Raw genomic sequence first — 19,077 nt, forward strand, 5'->3', positions numbered from 1 at the left:
CATCGCTCCTACCAGGCGTAGGCCATTGGCGCCTCGCCACCCGGTCCCGGCCAGATCTCGTCCAGCCTGGCCAGCGTCTCGTCCGAAAGCTTCAGGGACAGCGCATCGAGACTCTGCTGCAACTGTACGACGGTGCGCGGGCCGCTGATTGCGGCAGTGACGACCGGGTTGTGCAACAACCAGGCGAGCGCCACGACCGCAGGTGGCTCACCCAGTTCGCCACATAGCGCCTCGTAGGCTTCCAGTTGCGGGCGCAGCTTGTTGATCCGCTGCTGCAGAGCCGGAGTGGCCCGGCGCCCCTCGGCGACTTTGCGCAGCACACCGCCCAGCAGGCCCATGCCGATCGGGCTCCACGGGATCAGGCCTATCCCGAAGTGGCGCAGCGCCGGAATCACTTCCAGCTCGATGGTGCGCTGGGTGAGGTTGTACAGGCTCTGTTCCGACGCCAGGCCCAGCAGGTTGCGCGAAGCGGCGGTCAATTGTGCGGTGGCGATATCCCAGCCGGCGAAGTTGCTGGAGCCGACATAGGTAATCTTGCCTTCGCGTATCAGTTGCTCCATCGCCTGCCAGATTTCCTCCCAGGGCGTTGCCCGGTCGATGTGGTGCATCTGGTACAGGTCGATATGGTCGGTCTTCAGGCGCTTCAGGCTCGCCTCGCAGGCACGACGGATATGGTAGGCCGACAGGTACTTGTCGTTGGGGCCGGTCTCCATCGGCTGATAGACCTTGGTGGCCAGCACGATCTTGTCGCGGCGCGATTTGTCCTGCGCCAGCCAGTTGCCGATGATCTCCTCGGACGTGCCGAAGCCCTTGGCCATGTCCGGCGACTGCGGCCCGCCATAGACGTCGGCTGTGTCGAAGAGGTTGATGCCGGCGCCGAGCGCCTCATCCATGATCCTGAAGCTGGTGGCTTCGTCGGCCAGCTCGCCGAAGTTCATGGTGCCCAGTGCGATGCGGCTGACTTTGAGGCCGGTACGGCCGAGGTGCGTGTAGTGCATGCGTGTCTCCCGGAGTTGCTACGATGGGATAGGTCGTATTGAGCGTTCAGGCGGCGAGCGAAGCGCAGTCGATGACGAAGCGATACTTCACGTCGCCCTTGAGCATGCGTTCGTAGGCCGCGTCGATTTCCGCGATGCGGATCATCTCGATGTCCGCGACGATGCCGTGCTCGGCGCAGAAATCCAGCATCTGCTGCGTCTCGGGAATGCCGCCGATCATCGAGCCGGCCAGGCCGCGGCGCTTCATGATCAGGTTGAATACTTCGACGGGCGGATGCGGCGTGGCCGGGGCCCCTACCAGCGTCATGCTGCCGTCGCGCTTGAGCAGCACCATGAACGCATCCAGGTCGTGCGGTGCGGCCACGGTGTTGAGGATGAAGTCGAAGCTTTTGCTGTGCGTCGCCATCTCGCCGGGGTTGCGCGAGACCACCACCTCGTCGGCCCCCAGGGCCCTGGCCGCCTCGCGCTTGGAGTCGGAGGTGGTGAACGCGACCACGTGCGCGCCCATGGCATGCGCCAGCTTGATGCCCATGTGCCCTAGCCCGCCGATACCGACCACCCCGACCTTGTGGCCAGGCCCCACCTTCCAGTGGCGCAACGGCGAATAAGTGGTGATGCCAGCGCACAGCAGAGGTGCCACGGCGGCCAGTTGCGCCTCGGGATGCCGGATGCGCAGCACATAGCGCTCATGCACCACGATCCGCTGGGAATAGCCGCCCAGGGTGTGGCCCGGCGCATCGGCTGTCGGGAAGTTATAGGTGCCGACCATGTGGTCGCAGTAGTTTTCCAGCCCTTCGCTGCAATCCTCGCAGTGCTTGCAGCTATCGACGATGCAACCCACGCCGACCAGGTCGCCCGGCTTGAAGTTCGAGACCTGGGCTCCCACGGCCGAGACGCGGCCGACGATCTCGTGGCCCGGTACGCAGGGATAGCGCGTGCCTGCCCATTCGGAGCGCACCTGGTGCAAATCCGAGTGGCATACGCCGCAATAGGCGATGTCGATCTGTACGTCGTGGGCGCCGGGAGCACGGCGGGTGATGTCGATCGGTTCGAGGGGACGATCGCTGGCATAGGCGCCGTAGGCTTTGACGGTCATGGACTTTCTCCTGTGTGCGGGCTGTCTGGCGATGGGCGGCGGGCGTGTCGCCGTCGCTATGGAGCTGGCTGATGCCGTGGTCTTCGTTGAGACATCAGAGCGTGGCTTTTTTCATGGCAGTGTCCCGTGGGATCGATCAGCCGTGTGCCGCGGACTGGCGCGCGGTCATGAGGGTCAACACCGCGCAGATCGCTAGCAGCACGGCGCTGGCGATGAAGGTGCTGCGGTAGCCGCTGTGGTCGAACAGCAGGCCGCCAACGGTGGAGCCCAGTGCGATGGACATCTGGACCACGGCGACGAACAGGCCGCCACCGGCCTCGGCATCCCTGGGAAACACCTTGGCGATCCAGGCCCACCAGCCCACGGGCGCCGAGGTGCCGGTCAGGCCCCACAGCGCGAGCAACGCGATGACGACGGTGGTCCAGCCGCCGAAGGCGACCAGTGCCAGGGCCGTCGCGGCCATCAGCAGCGGGATGACGACCAGCGTCTGGTAGAAGCCCCGCTGCAGGACGCGGCCGATGAGCGCGGTGCCGATGAAGCCGGCCGCGCCTATCACCAGCAGGATCAGGGAGATGGCGGAGCCATGCACGCCCGTGACCGTTTCCAGGAAGGGCCGCACGTAGGTGAACAACCCGAACTGCCCCATGAACAGCAGGCTGCTCGCCAGCATGCCCACGGCAACACCCGGATGCTTGAACAGGGTGAACACCTTGAACACGTTGCCGATACCGGATGCGCGTACCGCGGCCGGCATGGATGGCAAGGTCTTCCACTGCCAAGCCAGCGCGATCAGCGACACCGGCACCAGGCACAGGAACGCACCGCGCCAGCCGATGACGGTGCCCAGGTAGGCGCCCATCGGCGCGGCCACCACGGTGGCGAGCGCGTTGCCGCCGTTGACGATGGCCAGGGCGCGCGGCACATCGCGCGTCGGCACCAGGCGGATGGCCGTGGCCGCCGACATGGACCAGAAGCCGCCGACGACTACGCCGATCAGCGCACGGCCAACCATGTAAATGACGTAGTTCGGCGCCAGCGCGATGATCGCGCCGGATATGCCCATCGCCAACGTCAGGCCCAGCAGCAGCGTCTTGCGGTTGAGGCTGCCGGCCAGCGCCGAGATGAACAGGCTGGTAAGCACAGCGAAGACGCCGGAGATGGCAATGCCCTGGCCGGTCATGCCTTCGGTGACACGCAGGTCCGTCGCCATGGGCGTGAGCAGGCTGACGGGCAGGAACTCGGAGGCGATCAGCGCGAAGGCGCAGACGGCCAGGGCGAAGACGCCGCTCCAGGACGTTGGCGTCTCCTGGTGCTCGCGAAGGGTGTCGGAGCCCTTGGGGGCGTCGATGGCGGTGGTGGTCATGGAATGCCTTTCTTTTGTCGCTCGATAGGAAACACCGTGCCGTCCACTGGGACAGCGCGGTCAGGGGGTTCAGGCACGAGGGGCGTTTCGCACGCCCCGCTGGCTCTATGCCGACGCGGCCAGGTTCTTCTGGAAGAACGTGGTCAGCTTGTCGAACGGGATCTTGTCCATCCGGTCGTACAGGTCCACGTGGACGGCGTCCGGAATGATCATGAGTTCCTTCGGCTCTGCCGCCGCCGCGTAGGCGGTTTCGCTGAAGTAGCGCGAATGCGCGTTCTCACCATGAACCAGGAGGATTGGCCGCGGCGAAATCTCCTTGATGTGGGTGAGGATCGGCAGGTTCATGAACGGCAGTGGCGTGGTGATCGTCCAGGCGTTGCCGGAGTTGACCGCGCGCGGGTGATAGCCGCGCGGAGTCCGGTAGTAGTCGTGGTACTCGACCAGGAACTGTGCCTCGCCCCCCTTCAGTTCGTTGTAGGGCGGCTGGTACGCAGGGGTGCCGCTTTCCGCGTCCTTCCAGCGCTGCTGGCTCAGTTGCTCCAGCGTCTGCGTGCGCTGTTCGAGGGTGGCGCTGTCGTTGTAGCCCTTGGACATGACGCGGCTCATGTCGTACATGGTGCTGGCCACGACGGCCCTGATGCGCTTGTCCACGGCGGCGGCGCTCAAGGCCATGCCGCCCCAGCCGCAGATGCCGATGATGCCGATCCGTTCGCGGTCGACATCGGGTAGCAGGCCCAGGCAGTCCACCGCGGCGCTGAAATCCTCGACGCTGATGTCCGGCGAGGCGACGTTGCGCGGCTCGCCGCTGCTTTCGCCGGTGTAGGACGGGTCGAAGGCCAGGGCGATGAAGCCGCGCTCGGCCATGGTCTGCGCGTATAACCCCGAGGATTGCTCTTTCACGGCGCCGAACGGGCCGCCGACGGCGAGCGCCGCGAGCTTGCCGCTGGCGCTCTTCGGCTGGTACAGGTCGGCCGCCAGGGTGATGCCATAACGGTTCTTGAAGGTGACTTTCCGGTGGTCGACCTTGTCGCTCCTGGGAAACACCTTGTCCCACCTGTCGCTGAGCTTCACGGCCGACTGCGCCATGGCCGGACCACTGGCAATGGCGCCGACACCCACGGCGGCGATTCCGGTGGCGGTCATTTTGAGCAGGGTGCGACGACCCACGCCCAGGCTATCCGGCGTGGCGATGTCGCTTGTCCCGAGGGTCTTGGTCATGATGGGGATGTCTTTCACGCAGCTGGCTGTCACGGGGAAAGGGTCTAGGGCTCGACGCGCTCGATCCGCACCTTGTAGGGACCGGGCCGGGACAGGATGGACAGGCCTTCATCGACCTTGCCCAGCGGCAGCAGGCTGCGCGAATAGGCGCGCGGCTTGATGAAGATCGCCAGATTGCCCCAGGGGGCGTAGTGGGTCAGTTCGCCGGCCGCGGGTGCCATGCCCTCGGGGGCGCCCTGCGTGGAGAGCTTGCGCGGCAGATCGGAGACGCGCTCGATGGTGTCGTAGTCGGTCAACGTCAAGGACAGCGGCAGCAGCGATGCGAAATCCTTGGCGGTGGGGTTGTCATACAGGGTGGCAGTGGCGACCTGCTCACCGACGACCAGGCGAATCTTCATGGGGAACTCCTTGGAGGGCACGGACGAGGTGTCGCTCGCTGCCCAGGCCACCAAGGCACCAGGTATGCCCACCGCCAGGGCCAGGCAGGCGCTGGCGAGGAGCATCGAGGTCCGGTGGCGCGACGGATGCCAGGAGAGTGAGGGAGCGTTTTTCATGGCTGCTATGATGGCGAATCAGGGCTCGGCCGAATAGCTAATGGATCCTTAAAGAGCATATAAGCCCTGCTAATCAATTCGCGCGAGACAAGGAAATAGCGAAAGCCATCAACGACTCCCTGTGCTGAGTCAGAGAGCGCCTCTTGCGTCCTGGCAACAGCATTAATGAAAGGGCTCTCGCCCCTCGACGGTTCGCAGGATCCGTTGGACTCAGCAATACCACCGCGGCATTGGGTGGGAAACGCAGACAGCGTGATCCCCGCATCGTTAGTCAACGCCTACTTGGTACGTCTACACCCATATGCTTGCGTTTGCTCCAGATCACCAGCGAGGCTGGGAATCTCTCTGGAAACCTGGCGAGATAAGCCGTTGAGTTGCGAGAGTAAATCCAACTTGCAAGCCTACGGTGACCAGGATCCGTCCTTAGCAAGCGAACCATGGTCACCAGACCAGAAGCAGCCTGTCGAAAGGGGCAGAAATCGGCCAGAAGGAGACGTACACAGAGGTCATACCACCAGGGGCGAGGGTCGATGCCAGTGAGTAATGCCAGACTCGCAACACGCGAGCGCCGCAAGTTGGAGGCCACAGTGAGCGGGCTCCACTGGACATTGCATCAAACTTGCGCGGCTGATTCATTGGGGTTGGAAAGCGTTTCGTCATAACGCAACAGCCGCCCGGCATTGGCCAGCACGAGTAAAGTGCTGAGGTTATGCAGCAGTGCCGTCACCATGGCACCCGCCGCAGCCAGCAGGCCGAAGGCGGCAGCCAGCACAATCGCCAGTGTCCAGCCCAGGCCGATGATGACGTTGATCTGCAGCGTGCGCCGACACAGGCGACTCAGGCGAATACAAGTCCCCAGGCGCCGCAGATCGCCATTGATCAACACGATATCCGCCGCCGCCAAAGCGATGTCGGCGCCCCCTGCCCCCATGGCCACACCGACCACGCCCGCCTTGAGCGCCAGTGAGTCGTTGATGCCATCGCCAACCACCAGCGGACGAAAGCCGGTCGCCAGCTCCTCATTCACGTGGCGCAACTTGTCTTCAGGTAGCGCCTCGGCCACCACCTGAGTAACGCCGATTTGCGCAGCCACTGCCTCGGCGGAGTCACGGCGGTCCCCGGTCAGCAGCAATTGACGTCCCAGCCCCAGCTCCCGGAGCTGTTGCAAGGCTTCAGCGGACTCCGCGCGCACGCTGTCCACCAGCAGTAGCCAGGCAACAAAGCGTCCTCCTAGCGCCAGGCCGGCAATGGGACCGCCATGGGCAGGAACCGCGGGCAATTCGATACTGGGAACGCGGCTGGAGCTGGAGCAAGGCGTGCTGATCGCCTTCGTGCTGGTCATGCTGTTCGTCCGCGGCCCCATCGAACAGGTGGCCAGCGGCCTGCCCGCCGCGGTCCAGGCCCAGGTTGCCTTCCGCCGAATCGCTGCCGTGCTCGCCGACTTCACCCAGTACGAACCCGACCTGCTGAGCGAGCGGCCGACCGGTGTCTTCCCCGCTTTGCAAGCGCTCGAACTGCGCGATGTCAGCTATACGCACCTCGACTCCGCTGGCCAGCCGACCTTCCACCTCGGCCCGCTGGACTTGCACCTGGAGGCGGGCCAGCGCAAACGGCTGGCGCTGGTACATGCCTTCCTCGAACAGCGGCCGCTGATGCTCTTCGACGAATGGGCGGCGGACCAGGATCCGACCTTCCGCCGGGTGTTCTACGAGGAACTACTGCCGGACCTGAAGCGCCAGGGAAAGACCCTTATCGTGGGGTCCCATGATGATCGGTTCTTCCACCACACCGACCAGCTAGTCCAGCTGCGCAATGGGCGCGTTGTCGACTGATCCACCAGCCCCTCGCTGGCACCCGCTCTTGGTGCAAGCCGTCGACAACAGTTGGCCAGAAGACTTCGCTTGAAGGAGCAAGCGGCTCGGTGCGCCTGAGCATTCTGGCGAAACGCCACTTTTCTTGCGGTAGTCCGACCAACTCTTTTAAGATGAGATAACTTCTCACCTGCAAGTCGTTATCACGCAAGGATTCGCGTTGCCATTTCCGCCCGCCTCCGCCACCCGCCACGTCGATATCCAAGCCCTGTATCTCGATCACCATGCCTGGCTGCTGGGTTGGCTGCGCAAGCGGCTGCGCCACAGCGAGGGCGCGGCGGACCTGGCGCAGGACACCTTCCTCCACATCCTCGGCAAGCCGGCACCCTTGCAGGACATCCGACAGCCCCGCGCCTGGCTGAGTGTCGTCGCCCGGGGCCTGCTGATCGACCGGTTGCGCCGGCAACGGGTCGAGCAGGCGTACCTGGAGGCCATCGCTCACTTGCCCGAAGCGCAAGTGCCCTCCCCGGAGCATCAACTGATCCTCCTGGAAACCCTGGCGCATATTGACGCCCTGCTCGATGGGTTGGCGCCCAAGGTGCGCACGGCCTTCCTGCTGTCTCGCCTGGAAGGCCTCGGTTACAAAGAGATCGCTATCCGCCTGGGCGTCAGCCTCAGCTCAGTCGAGAAGTACATGGCGACCGCCATCCGCCACTGTTTCCTCGCCCAACGATGAACGCCAACTCCCCCGACGATCTGCCCGATGCGGTACTCGACCAAGCTATTGGCTGGCTGGTTCGTCTGCAGTCGGGCTACGCCGATGAATACACGCAAGCGGCATGCCTACAGTGGCGACACGCCCATCCGCTGCATGAAACCGCCTGGCAGGCGCTACAGACCAGCGAATCCGCGTTCCGGCGACTGGCCGAGGCTCCCGGCAGCGTCGCGCAAGACGCCCTGCAGCGCCTGCAGGGCAAACGCCATGGCCGCCGCCAGGCTCTCAAGATGCTCGGCTTTGGCGTGGCGATCACCGGCCTGGGCGGTTGGGGGCTGCGCGAGCACTCGCCGGCAGACTGGGCCTCGGATTACAGCACCGGCGTAGGCGAACGCCGGCAGTTCCTGCTGAGCGATGGCACTCGCCTGCAGCTCAATACCTCCAGCGCGGTGGATGTGCGTTTCTCCAAGCAGCGCCGAACGGTCCAGTTGCTGCGCGGCGAGATTTTCATCGACACCGGCAAGGATATCGCTGCGCCGGAGGGATATCGCAGCCTCTGGGTCGACAGCAGGCACGCACAGCTACAGGCCATCGGCACTGCCTTCGGAGTACGCGAGGAGGCCCGGGGGACACGCCTGCGGGTCGAGGGAGGCATCGTCGCCATCCATCGCGCCGGATCGCAACCCATTCGGGTGCTGGCGGGTGAGGAATACCTGATCAGCGCCGATGGCAGCCACAACGTCGTGAGCCCTGCCATGAACAGCAGCGCTTGGACTCAAGGCCTGCTCGTCGCCAAACGCATGCGTCTGGCCGAGCTGCTCGCAGAACTGGCGCGCTACCGGCACGGCTGGCTCAGCTGCGATCCAGCGATTGCCGGGCTGGAAGTCTCTGGCGTGTTTCAGCTCGACCACATCGACCAAGCCCTGGATGCTCTCGGCGATTCAATGCCTTTGCGCATTCAGCGCTTTACCCCGCTGTGGACACGAGTGACCGCTCGCTGAGAGAGATGCAAAAAATTCTCAATACTGATTACGGCTTTATCCGAGCCCTTCGGCAAACAAGAAAACATACTGCCATTGCCAAGGAGCTCGTTATCCATGCCCTCTCGTTTCTCGCCGCCACGAGTGCCGCGTCGCACCACCTTCGCACTCACCCTGCGCGCCATCCTGCTGGGTAGCGCCGCCGCCACGTCGTTGCCCAGCTTTAGCGTGCAAGCCGAGCAAGCCGATCTGCGCCGCTACGACCTGCCCGCCGGCTCGCTGGAAGATTCCCTCAACGGCTTCGCACAGGTCGCCGGCATCACCCTGCCCTTCGACCCCGCCCTGACGCAGGGCAAGCAAGCACCTGCCCTGCAAGGCGAATTCGGCATTCAGGACGGCCTGGACTACCTGCTGGGCGGCAGCGGTCTGGCCGCCGAAAGAAACGCCAGTGGCCATTGGGTCATCTTCTCCGCCCCCGCTGCCGAAGGTGCGCTGGAAATGGGCTCGGTCACCATCTCCGGCAAGGCACCGGGCTCCGTCACCGAAGGCAGCGGCGAATACACGACCGCCTCGTCGAGCAGTTCCACACGCCTCAACCTGGCGCTTCGCGATACGCCGCAGTCGATCACGGTGATGACCGACCAGCGCATCAAGGATCAGAACCTGAATGACCTCACCGAAGTCATGGAGGCGACTACGGGCATCTCCGTATCCCGCGTTGGCGTCGGCGCCGAGAACGACACTTACTGGTCGCGCGGTTTCCAGATCAACAACTTCGAAGTCGACGGCGTCCCCAGCTCCTCACGGCTGGGCAATTTTTCGCAAAGCACGGCGATGTATGACCGCATCGAGATTGTGCGCGGCGCCACCGGCCTGATCAGTGGCCTGGGCACGCCATCGGCCACTATCAACATGATTCGCAAGCGTCCGACGGCCGAAGCTCAGACCAACCTGAGTGCCGAAGCCGGAAGCTGGGACCGCTACGGGCTGGGCATGGATGTTTCCGGGCCGCTTACCGAAACCGGCAACGTGCGCGGGCGCCTGGTCCTGGACTACAAGACGCAGAACTCCTGGGTCGATCGCTACAAGCAGGACAACCAGCTCGTCTATGCCCTCACCGAGTTCGACCTGGACGATGCCACGCTGCTCACGGCGGGCTTCAGCGTGCAAAAGAACCAGGCCGACTCGCCTCTGCGTACCGGTCTGCAGACGTTCTACTCCAATGGCCAGAAGACCGATTTCTCCCGCTCTGCCAGCAGCTCGCCAGACTGGTCGTACTTCGACGTGAACAAGAGCAATGTCTTCGTCTCGCTCGAACACCAGTTCGACAATGGCTGGAGCGCCAAGGCGGAACTTGGCCACACCGAGTACGAGTTCGACGAACTGATCAACTACATGAATGGGGAAATCGATCAAGCGACCGGCGCCGGCGCCTACCTGTACCCCAACCGCTGGTCCGGAACACCGCGGGAAAACAACCTGGACGCCTACCTCACCGGCCCCTTCAGCCTGCTCGGCCGCGAGCACGAGCTGATCGCCGGCATCACCCTGTCGCGTTACCGCGAAAGCACACCGGACCGTGGCGGCTGGTATGGCCCATGGACCGGCTACGACGGCAGCATCGGCAACATCCACCAGTGGTCCGGCGCGGCACCGCGACCGGACACCAGCCCGATCGGCAAGAACCTGATCGAGGAAAACCAATACGCCGCCTACGCCACCAGCCGCTGGAACCTGCGCGATGACCTCAAGTTGCTGCTGGGCGGCCGCGTCACCGACTGGAAACGCAGCAGCGACAACACTCCTTACGAGGGCACGCCCACCAGTAACGAAGAGAATCGCCATGGCGTATTCCTGCCCTATGCCGGGCTGGTGTATGACCTGAACGACACCTGGTCGGCGCACGCCAGCTACACGAAAATCTTTAACCCGCAGGCCTATGGCATCAAGGGGCTGGACGGCAAACCGCTGGATCCGCAGGAAGGTACAGGCTACGAAGTGGGCATCAAGGCTGCGCCACTGGATGGACGTCTGAACGCCAGCCTCGCGCTGTTCCGCATCGAGCAGGACAACCTCGCGGTATACGCAGGTCAGTTCGATACCTATTACCCGGAAAAGGGCACCACCACCGAAGGCCTGGAACTGGAAATGAACGGTGAGCTGGCCGATGGCTGGAACGCCTCCGCAGGGTATGCCTACAGCGTCAGCCGTGATCAGGATGATGAGCGCATCGTCACCAACATCCCACGGCACAGCCTGAAGACCTTCACCAGCTACCGCCTGCCTGGCGCCTGGAATCGCCTGACCCTCGGTGGCGGGGTGAATTGGCAGAGCAAGATTGGCCAGGACCTGCATACCTTCGAGCAAGGTAGCTATGCCCTGGTCAATGTGATGGCTCGCTTCGCGGTCACCAACCAGTTGGACGTCGCAGTCAACGTCAACAACCTGTTCGACCGCACCTACTACAGCTACGCCGATAGCTGGAGTGTCTATGGCGCGCCGCGCAACCTCATGACGACGCTGAACTACCACTTCTGAGCAGTTGCCGCTGGAAGACCTGGCCACGCTGGCGGGCCTTGCGCGCACCATCGATGCCAGGTCGCTGGGCATCCACGTCACCCTGGTGGAGCCGGGCGCCTTCCGCACCGAGTTCGCCGGCGCCGCGGCGATGAAGGCAGCCACCAGGATCACCGACTACGCCGCCCTGGATGCGGGCCTGGACGAATACTTCGCCGGGCAAGACGGCCGGCAGATAGGCGACCCGGCCAAGGGCATGCAGGTGGTCATCGACATGGTGGAAAGCGATACCACCCCGGTACGCCTGATGCTGGGCTAAGACGCCTAGCCCTAGGACGTTCAGTTGGCCTCCTAAGGGAGACGTTATCAGACCGTCTTTGCATGCTTCTCAGGGTTGAATGCTGGCCAGCGATCACCAAGCCCACGAACTAGATATCTATTTGTGCGGTCCGCTTGAGCCTGAGCAGACTCGTAGTAGTCCGCCTGCTTGTAAGCGATTAGGTCATTCGCGTACAGCCGGTTGAGAACTGCCGGTATCAAGTGCTTTGGCACCCCAGACCTCAAAGAAATCGTCGTGTAGTTAATCGTAGCGATGTTGAAATTCTTGCGATTCCTGTAGGCGACGATGACGAGATAAACCTTAAGCGAGTGCAGGGACAATGCACTGAACTCAAACTCCCTCAGCTTGAGTAGCTTATCGGGCGCGTCATCATAGAAGACCTGCTTAGGCAGCTTGCCGAAGAAAGCATCCTCCCAGCCAGCGAGCTTGAGCTCCGTTCCTTCACGCAGAGGCTTGTCGACCTTCGAGACGAGCTTTTCGCTAATAAGCCTCTTCAGCGCTCTAGCCACTAGCGGCCTAGACATACCCGACAGAGCCATCAGCTGTGGATAGGTTGTCGACAGCGAACCTGTGTTGAAGTCCGCCCGCATACACAAGCAGATGAAGAGCTTGAGAGCCGCCAGGCTGCAGTTCTGCAGCGGACGCGACACTGGCGCGCCTTGACTCGGCCGATTACCAAATGCAACCAGATTCCCTTCCTGGATCCATCTGATGGGAAACCGCGCGAACCTCGGGAGATCTGCCGCCATCCCTATCTCCTATTCCATGCAATAACCACTACGGCAATCGTCAGTACGAAAACGCAGCAGAGGGCCAAGTTAAGAGGGTTAGCAGTAAGAGCAGTAGCTACTGCTTTGAAGAACAGATCCATAATTTTGAGCCTCGTAGAAAATTACGAAGCTATTTTTAACCGCCAAGCCGAGAGGTATCTAGATGATCCATGATCCAAAAAACCGCATGAAGCCCAGTATTTTCGGGGCCTCCACGTGATCTTGATTAGTTCATTCTAGCCTGATTCAAATGACTTCATATTGGCTAAAATGAATCAAATTAGTGATTTTGATTGAGGTAGATATGGTTGGAATTGTAGAGAGCGACCTGCCCTCTCGAATCAGAGAGGCTCACTCAGTTGCCTTCGCCCGAAAGCTCCAAGACGGTGGCTACATCTTGCAGATCGTGTCGCAATCCGAGACCTATGAGCTGCAGCGGCAACGAGGTGGTCCTCGTGTCTTCAAAACCCTTGAGCCGCTTGTTGGCCTGCTCACCAAGCTGGGAGTAGCAGAGTTCGCCATCCTGCTGGATGGCGCGTCAGTGCAGGCTCCTGCTACCGCACCGTGGACGCGCGACCCACATTCATCCAGACCGAGCTTTAGGCTCGATAGATCGCCGTTCTGAAGGTGCTACCGCGATTTAGATCAACTGGACTTGAAGACCCTGAAGTACTTCTCGTGAGCAAGATAGATATCCCCTCGCGCACGTGAACAGGCCACGTAGAGCTTGTTACGCGTCTGGGCAGGCACGCCTTGAAAGCTGCCGCGAGTATAGAGTCTCCAGTCCCTGTCACTGAGCACAACGCAGACATCCTGGAAGTGGTCCATGCCTTTACTCGCTCCCCAGTTGAACGCATGGCATCCGTACTTGTAGCTCTCCTTATAGAAGAGCTTCACCACATCCGGATTGGCATGGATAGCATCAGCATGAGCTTGTGTATACACAGGAACAATCGCCGTTTCATCGTCCCTGTGTGAGCCGATATTGATCTGAAGGTGGGTCGTGATGAAATCGCACACAGTGGTTCCACACCGCCAACTGTGGCTCAAGGTTTCCTTATCAACCTGCACGCCCGCGTCACTAAAACGACGCTCGTAGCGCTGAATGTTGTCATGCAACGTGCGGTTGGTTGGACCATCTCGGCTGGTGTCGAAAGTATGCTGGTAGAAGTCGCCAACCAACAGGATGTCTACTTGGGCAGGCATCAGGGCGAGCAAAAGATCGAAGTCGTGGCCCGCAAAATCTTGGACCTCATCGACAAAAAACTGGTCGTAGAAGCGCTCAATTCGAGCAATGAGTCGAGGGACAGTCCCCTTGACCTGCAGCAGCTTGGCCAGGCGGTTGTGGAATAGATACCCCTTGCCGTCCTTGTAGTACTCCATGCGAGTACGAGCAAATGTCCGTGTGTGAGCAGGCGGCGTTCTGAAGTTCAGCCCACGCGTACCCAAAGCCAACTCAAGCTGCGGTCTGTAGCAGAAGCCGTTAAGGAACCCAAAGTAGGTAAACAGGGAGATGTTGGGAGGCAGAAATCCGAATTTACGGATGATGCTGCGCTGCAGGTGGGCGTAGTTGTTCTCTGTGTAGGTGATGATCAATGCACGCTGGTCTAGGGTCAGGCGCTCAATAAGCGTCGTGGTTTTGCCAGAACCTGCAACTGCAAACATCACGCTCTTAGCCACGCGATTGCCTCCGCAATGTAGCCAGGAACAACCAGCTCATCCGCCTTCTTGTCCAGCAACTCAAATGCGGCTTCTGCTTTGTTCGCCAGCATGTATTGCTGAGGGGTCAGGGTCCTTCGCCCTAGAGCAAACAACTCGTCACAGATGGCCATGTTGTCGGCATACAGACCTATTTCAAAGGTACTGCGCTGGTTGTCAGCATCGGCAAAGACCCTGGCATGCTCGGTCACTAGGTCAGCGTAGTTCTCAACGCAGTTTTCCTCGTAGCTGCCATCATTATCTCTGATCGCTGCAACCTTGATGTTCAACAACGCAGCAAGCTCCAAATATCGCTTGAAGCTGGTACCACCGATAGAAATCACATGGACATCGTCTTCGGCAGGAAGGCGCCCCACCAGCTTCGTGTAAAAGGCCTCGAGGAGGATGAACTCCGCATCGCCCTCGACAAGAATCACCCTGCGGGACAGGGCGAACTCAAGAACATTATTGTCAGGGGCCTTCATAAAGAAGGCGGCTGTATCGTCGGACAGCTGTCTGAGCGTGCCACTACGCTGACCTGGCCCGAGCAGTAATGCGTTGCGCAGATCAAGGCGAGAGCAGATGTGGCTGCTATGGGTCGCGATGAAGAGTTGAGTTCCGTCTTTCTTGGAGAGCTCGTTGACCAAACGCTTCATCAAGGTATGGCTTAGATGGTTTTCAGGCTCTTCAAGCAGCATGACATCGAAGCCGGCTTGGGCTCGGCGCGTATTGAGAGCAAAGCTCGTCTTGATGAAGCACTGCCGCCCCTTACCTCGATGCTCCAGAGTAATACCGTCCTCTGAAATTACCAGGTCGGTTTCGAGGTTTGAGCGAGCGCCTGAGCGAACCTCAAACTGGAAGCCGTCTAGCCCTCCGTTGAGCTCAGCCAAGTGGTTGTCCTTGAAATTCGACTTCCCCATTCGATACGCATTTTCCAGCTGATATCGAGCCTCCACCGGGGCGTGGAAGTGGAACACAGAGCGAGTGTATTCCCGGGCAGCGTAGTCGCTGTCGATGCGAGAGCTGTCTAGCAGGAGATGGCGAACAGGTCGGTTGAAGCTCGCATAAAGATTTCGGGCGAAGGTCTGGAACTTAACGGCGTAGTACTCGAATGGAAAATTACGGCCGGGCTGAGCAAGCACTGCCCGAATCTCCGCACCATAGTCCTGCACCGGCTCGATTGCCAGCCGAATGCCATCCGTCTCCTGACCAGCCAGATTGCCAACACCGTATAGGCTTTCGTCTTGGCCTTCCGCCAGAAACACATCGATGACGAGAGTCGGCAGTTGGTCGATGCCACGCGGACCACCAAGAAAAGCCTCAATGACAGGCTTACAAAACAAGGTCTCAAACCCGAGATTCTCGACTCGATTTCGACTGCCGCTTAATGCCAGGTCCAGAGCAAGAAGCACAGAACTCTTGCCGGTCTCGTTATCACCGATCAGCACGTTATGGCGCTGATCAAAATCCAGATCCAGCTGCCTAAACTGCTTAAAGTTCTGAAGCATCAGCTTGCGAATGGTGGGCATAGCGGCTCCTTGCTAGCCAGGCAGTGGAATCTTAGAGAATAAGCATAAAGGTCAGGTGAGCAGCCTTTAGCTAGGCTGACGCCAGTTCTTATTTGTTGGCACCGTGCTCCAGCACGAGGACATCCGCATAGTGCGGCTATAGGTCAGAGCTGCCGAGCCAAGTAGTGTCGCTGTCTTCTCTTGGTTTTCTGAGGAGACCTGTCCAGGCGAGCCATCAGCTTTGCTGCGCGGCTTGGACCAATGACTCCAATATGGTTTGTCACGCTCATCGGTCAAATCCGGGCGATTCTCTAGCACATAGTCTGAGCTTGGTATAGCCGGAATCGTTGCCGTCACGGGAACATTGGCGTCAAGTTGTGCCAAGAAGTCTGCAGGATAAAGCCTATTGCCTGTCATGCCTCCCAGCGTTTTTAGAAGCTCAAGCAGTCTCGGATGAGTATCCCCATGAAAATAGTTGGGGATGGTGTACTCGTCGGATACATCAAACAGAAAGAATTCAGACTTCGGATGCTTTTCCGTTCCGCGTGATGTCAGCGACAGCTTATAAGGCCGTTCTCCCGTGGAGAAAATGCACTCAAATACAGCCGCGCCCTGCACGCTTCTGAAACGCTGCAGCTCAATTACATCTCCGTGTGCATTAGTTTGAGCGTTCATACTTTCGTGCAGAGACTTTAGGTTTTGCATGAGCATCAGAATCACCTTAATACAGGCCGGCTAGCGAGGCACCGAGGTATTTGGAGTTACTGGGTGGGGATGTGTGCTGAAGCTTTGCTACCCATCTGGCTAAGCAGAGCCTTGGCGTTACTCAACAACTGGTGCCGGACCTCTAGCGGTGGTAGGCCCCAAGCCTCGCTCAGCAGATTGACGGTAATGTCGAAATCCCAGGGCATCACCGGACGCCCTTCCAACTGCGCGAAAGGCCCATCGCTTTCAGGAAGGACCCTATCTTTCGGAAGCTTCTTGGCTAGCGCCTTCCCAGCCGCGGAATGGAAAGCTGCGGGGCCAATACTGAACCAGCAGCCTTGCCCAGCAGCGGCCTTGAGCTCTGATGCCGTACCGGTGAACCAATGCAGCACTGGGATGCCGTGGTCAGGGAACTCACTGAGTAGCGCCAACACGTCTGAAACCGCCTGCCTCGAGTGGATGCTGAGCGCACGCCCTCCCAAGTCATGGCAGCGCTTCACGGCAGTAGCGAAAGCTTGCTTCTGCTTTAGGTAGCTAGAGGCATACCTCTTAGAGCCATCCAAACCGATTTCACCGACAGCAATGGCGCCATCAATCAACTCTGTGAGGAGGTCCAATTCTTGGAAGCGCTCACCGACGATCTCAGGGTGAAGGCCCGGGCTAATCAGCATTGCTTCGTGGCGGCCAAGCACCGAGCTCGTTGCCTGGAAAGCCTTCGGGCTCGTAGTTACCAGCCACGTGAATGCATTCCGGCTCAGAGCCTCAGAATGTACTTCCCTAGCTCTGGGGTAGAGATCTACATGGCAATGGAAGTCGATCAAAGCAGTTGGTCCTGAACAAGAACAGCTTCCAACTCAGCAAGTCCCTGCTGCAGGACTCGGCGATAGTCTGGACGCTCCCCAATAGGTGCAAAAGCCAGTGTGCCGCCCAGGAATCGATCCAGCCCTCTCTGCTTGGCATCGAGCACAGCCAAAGCTACTGCCATGGGATCATCAGGACCGCTTGACTTATCGCTGCCTCGTACTGACGGAAAGCGATAGTTGGTTTGATCGGTCCCTGGTCCCCACGCCAAGAAAGCTGCTCGACGGATCAGGCAAGGCACACAACGGCCACAGTGCTGGCGATTATAAGTTCGGAAGCGCCCGCAGCTTGTGGAGTCTGAAGCCAACTCTCTCAACCTGTCCTGATCGAGGCAGCTACGCATCATCTCGCCTTTGGTTTGGAAGCGATAAGGCAGTATCAACTCAACGGAGATCCCAAGCTCATCGAGCACGCTTTGAAGCGTGCCGATGAAAAGCGGATGGGTCGTGCGCGTACTCAGGCTCGAGACTCGGCCTGGGACCAGTGGAGGGTTGATGCAGATAAACCCGTTTTCAGGGATGTAGATTTGCGGCCTGGGCAGATTGATCTTCGTCGAGGCGAGCACGGCAAACGCATAGAAAGCCAAAGATCGAGCACGAGTCGAAGCCTCACGTGCCCCTTTGAAGCTGATGCCATGACTCCATTGGTAATGCGAGCCAGCGCCCGCAAGCACCCCTGCATAGTCCCGCTGCCGTGCCGAGTCTTTATGCGCAAGCTGGGAAACGAACAGTGGACGTCTTTGTTCCGCGGCCAAATTGATGCCGCCAATCAGACTATCGAGCCCACCTGATAGCAAAGACACGCAGTCGTTCTGGAGATGGGCACCATCGCCATCAGGCGGCTCAACCCCTGCGTCGTTGAAAATGAGGGTCCAATAGTCGCCAGTTAGAACCTTGAGCATTTCCTCAAGGCGATGCTTGAGAGGAACCCACCGTAGCGGCTCACAAAGGCCCACGGTGAGCTGGATCGTACGAGTCCACCCATCTGCACTAGTGCTTCGGAGGCTAGCCAGATCAGCGCTGCAGACCGCGAGACAAAACTGAACGAAGTCCCAAACTGCTGGTGATGGACGAAATCCTGTTTTCTTCAATGACCCATGCCAGCGGTTGGCAATTGCACCGACGCCATTGCGACTCGCTCCCTTGAAGTACGAGAACACTCGCTCGTCTGCTTGTAGCTGCTGCGGGATCCTTTCCGCTTTGGAGCACAGAACCTTATTCATTCGGCAAACACCTGCAAGGCGGATTGGAGGACTGACTGAGCCAAACTCTTAGGGTCTGCATGCGAGGCTTTCTTCTCCTCCAAGACCACCCGCACCTCTGCCCAGACCCATTCCCTTATGTCTGCTCGGCGCTCTTGAATCTGGGCAGGATCATGCTTGAGTTTTTCGTAGGTCTGCCCGAGCTGCATATCGATGCGCTGGCAGATTTGGATGGCGATTGTCAGTCCAATAACTTCGGCAATTTGCGCGTCCGTCAGATCAAAAATGTCTACGTCCGGATGATTCTCGTAGAGCTTGGCCAGCGCCTCAGCGCCGGCGTCACGCAAAGAATCTTCGTCAATGCTGCCCGATCCTGAGATGACCTCTTTCAAGACCTCAAGCGCCAAGTCAGAGGCGGAAAGATTGGCCGATCGGCAACGCGCGACCCAGTCCGTCACTCGTTGGTCGGTGCCCTCGCGAGCAGCTACCAGAAACTGGCCGAGAGCCCCAGCCCCTCTGGCTGTGCCGCGCATGGTCGAAGCAGCACGGCTTGCTCCTCCCATTCCTTTTGACACCATGCTCCGGGTTGCACCACGGAGATCATCGCGGTTTCCGCTCCCAAGGTATGAGCCCAATTGCGAGCGAGCAGGACCAAAGCGGCGATCCGGGGCCATAACGTTCTCAGGTGCCTCAGGTGCATCGCTGGCAGGAGCACCACCGGCTCCATCCTGATCAGAGCCGG

The 19,077-nt window shown here is 60.3% G+C and carries 17 protein-coding genes and 1 pseudogene; 5 read left to right on the forward strand and 13 right to left on the reverse strand.

Going from position 1 to position 19,077, the window contains the following annotated elements; translation table 11 throughout:
• Positions 1-8 precede the first annotated feature (8 nt).
• The 6 genes and pseudogenes from IG194_RS02245 to IG194_RS02270 all read right to left on the reverse strand — a co-directional run.
• Positions 9-998, reverse strand: coding sequence for an aldo/keto reductase (locus IG194_RS02245; RefSeq protein WP_058490286.1), 990 nt, complete (start codon positions 996-998; stop codon positions 9-11).
• A gap of 46 nt (positions 999-1,044) precedes the next feature.
• Complete coding sequence (locus IG194_RS02250; RefSeq protein WP_058490287.1) at positions 1,045-2,094, reverse strand: NAD(P)-dependent alcohol dehydrogenase; 1,050 nt, start codon at positions 2,092-2,094, stop codon at positions 1,045-1,047.
• Between the two features lie 136 nt (positions 2,095-2,230).
• Positions 2,231-3,457 carry an MFS transporter gene (locus IG194_RS02255; protein WP_058490288.1) on the reverse strand — a complete coding sequence of 409 codons (1,227 nt, stop codon included), beginning with the start codon at positions 3,455-3,457 and terminating at the stop codon, positions 2,231-2,233.
• A 105-nt stretch (positions 3,458-3,562) separates the two neighbouring features.
• Positions 3,563-4,543: an alpha/beta hydrolase gene (locus tag IG194_RS02260; RefSeq protein ID WP_197674152.1), complete on the reverse strand. Its 981-nt coding sequence runs from the start codon at positions 4,541-4,543 to the stop codon at positions 3,563-3,565.
• 176 nt (positions 4,544-4,719) lie between these two features.
• Positions 4,720-5,073, reverse strand: coding sequence for a cyclophilin-like fold protein (locus tag IG194_RS02265; RefSeq protein WP_197674148.1), 354 nt, complete (start codon positions 5,071-5,073; stop codon positions 4,720-4,722).
• Between the two features lie 769 nt (positions 5,074-5,842).
• Positions 5,843-6,499: pseudogene (locus IG194_RS02270) on the reverse strand (HAD-IC family P-type ATPase); the annotation flags it as partial.
• 46 nt (positions 6,500-6,545) lie between these two features.
• Between IG194_RS02270 and IG194_RS33135 the strand changes: the two are divergent.
• From IG194_RS33135 to IG194_RS02295, 5 genes are all read left to right on the forward strand, one after another.
• Positions 6,546-7,061, forward strand: a complete 516-nt coding sequence (locus IG194_RS33135) for a hypothetical protein (protein WP_058490291.1) — start codon at positions 6,546-6,548, stop codon at positions 7,059-7,061.
• Positions 7,062-7,260: 199 nt separating this feature from the next.
• Positions 7,261-7,776 (forward strand): sigma-70 family RNA polymerase sigma factor, encoded by a 516-nt coding sequence (locus IG194_RS02280; protein WP_009617060.1) that lies wholly within the window; start codon positions 7,261-7,263, stop codon positions 7,774-7,776.
• Positions 7,773-8,756 carry a FecR domain-containing protein gene (locus IG194_RS02285; RefSeq protein ID WP_058490292.1) on the forward strand — a complete coding sequence of 328 codons (984 nt, stop codon included), beginning with the start codon at positions 7,773-7,775 and terminating at the stop codon, positions 8,754-8,756. Before IG194_RS02280 ends, IG194_RS02285 begins: the two co-directional genes overlap by 4 nt.
• Before the next feature lie 96 nt (positions 8,757-8,852).
• Entirely contained in the window at positions 8,853-11,273 is a 2,421-nt protein-coding gene (locus tag IG194_RS02290) for a TonB-dependent siderophore receptor (RefSeq protein ID WP_058490293.1), read from the forward strand.
• A gap of 4 nt (positions 11,274-11,277) precedes the next feature.
• Positions 11,278-11,571 (forward strand): hypothetical protein, encoded by a 294-nt coding sequence (locus IG194_RS02295; protein ID WP_058490294.1) that lies wholly within the window; start codon positions 11,278-11,280, stop codon positions 11,569-11,571.
• Positions 11,572-11,618: 47 nt separating this feature from the next.
• Here the strand turns inward: IG194_RS02295 and IG194_RS02300 are convergent, their stop codons facing one another.
• The 7 genes from IG194_RS02300 to IG194_RS32645 form a co-directional block, all read right to left on the reverse strand.
• A complete protein-coding gene (locus tag IG194_RS02300) occupies positions 11,619-12,341 on the reverse strand; it encodes a hypothetical protein (RefSeq protein ID WP_058490295.1) in 723 nt (240 codons plus the stop codon).
• A gap of 666 nt (positions 12,342-13,007) precedes the next feature.
• On the reverse strand, positions 13,008-14,042 hold the full coding sequence (locus tag IG194_RS02305; RefSeq protein WP_058490296.1) for an AAA family ATPase: 1,035 nt from the start codon (positions 14,040-14,042) through the stop codon (positions 13,008-13,010).
• Complete coding sequence (locus tag IG194_RS02310; RefSeq protein WP_058490297.1) at positions 14,027-15,589, reverse strand: ATP-dependent nuclease; 1,563 nt, start codon at positions 15,587-15,589, stop codon at positions 14,027-14,029. Before IG194_RS02310 ends, IG194_RS02305 begins: the two co-directional genes overlap by 16 nt.
• 66 nt (positions 15,590-15,655) lie before the next feature.
• Entirely contained in the window at positions 15,656-16,279 is a 624-nt protein-coding gene (locus tag IG194_RS02315; RefSeq protein ID WP_141679754.1) for a DUF6037 family protein, read from the reverse strand.
• Between the two features lie 50 nt (positions 16,280-16,329).
• A complete protein-coding gene (gene qatD / locus IG194_RS02320) occupies positions 16,330-17,094 on the reverse strand; it encodes a Qat anti-phage system TatD family nuclease QatD (RefSeq protein ID WP_058490298.1) in 765 nt (254 codons plus the stop codon).
• On the reverse strand, positions 17,091-18,356 hold the full coding sequence (qatC, locus tag IG194_RS02325; protein WP_082996263.1) for a Qat anti-phage system QueC-like protein QatC: 1,266 nt from the start codon (positions 18,354-18,356) through the stop codon (positions 17,091-17,093). The genes qatD and qatC overlap by 4 nt, the downstream gene beginning before the upstream one ends.
• A complete protein-coding gene (locus IG194_RS32645) occupies positions 18,353-18,793 on the reverse strand; it encodes a hypothetical protein (RefSeq protein WP_197674149.1) in 441 nt (146 codons plus the stop codon). The genes qatC and IG194_RS32645 overlap by 4 nt, the downstream gene beginning before the upstream one ends.
• Positions 18,794-19,077 lie beyond the last annotated feature (284 nt).

Origin of the sequence: Pseudomonas sp. ADPe (assembly GCF_014843515.1) — a bacterium.
Taxonomy (GTDB): Bacteria; Pseudomonadota; Gammaproteobacteria; order Pseudomonadales; family Pseudomonadaceae; genus Pseudomonas; species Pseudomonas citronellolis.

Excerpts from the sequence above, each read along its gene's own strand:
- IG194_RS02255 (WP_058490288.1), bottom strand. The coding sequence starts at position 3,457 with ATGACCACCACCGCCATCGACGCCCCCAAGGGCTCCGACACCCTTCGC.
- IG194_RS02290 (WP_058490293.1), top strand. The coding sequence starts at position 8,853 with ATGCCCTCTCGTTTCTCGCCGCCACGAGTGCCGCGTCGCACCACCTTC.
- IG194_RS02310 (WP_058490297.1), bottom strand. The coding sequence starts at position 15,589 with ATGCCCACCATTCGCAAGCTGATGCTTCAGAACTTTAAGCAGTTTAGG.
- IG194_RS02285 (WP_058490292.1), top strand. The coding sequence starts at position 7,773 with ATGAACGCCAACTCCCCCGACGATCTGCCCGATGCGGTACTCGACCAA.
- IG194_RS02300 (WP_058490295.1), bottom strand. The coding sequence starts at position 12,341 with ATGGCGGCAGATCTCCCGAGGTTCGCGCGGTTTCCCATCAGATGGATC.
- IG194_RS02265 (WP_197674148.1), bottom strand. The coding sequence starts at position 5,073 with ATGAAGATTCGCCTGGTCGTCGGTGAGCAGGTCGCCACTGCCACCCTG.
- IG194_RS02315 (WP_141679754.1), bottom strand. The coding sequence starts at position 16,279 with ATGCTCATGCAAAACCTAAAGTCTCTGCACGAAAGTATGAACGCTCAA.
- IG194_RS02260 (WP_197674152.1), bottom strand. The coding sequence starts at position 4,543 with ATGGCGCAGTCGGCCGTGAAGCTCAGCGACAGGTGGGACAAGGTGTTT.
- qatC (WP_082996263.1), bottom strand. The coding sequence starts at position 18,356 with ATGAATAAGGTTCTGTGCTCCAAAGCGGAAAGGATCCCGCAGCAGCTA.
- IG194_RS02250 (WP_058490287.1), bottom strand. The coding sequence starts at position 2,094 with ATGACCGTCAAAGCCTACGGCGCCTATGCCAGCGATCGTCCCCTCGAA.
- IG194_RS02245 (WP_058490286.1), bottom strand. The coding sequence starts at position 998 with ATGCACTACACGCACCTCGGCCGTACCGGCCTCAAAGTCAGCCGCATC.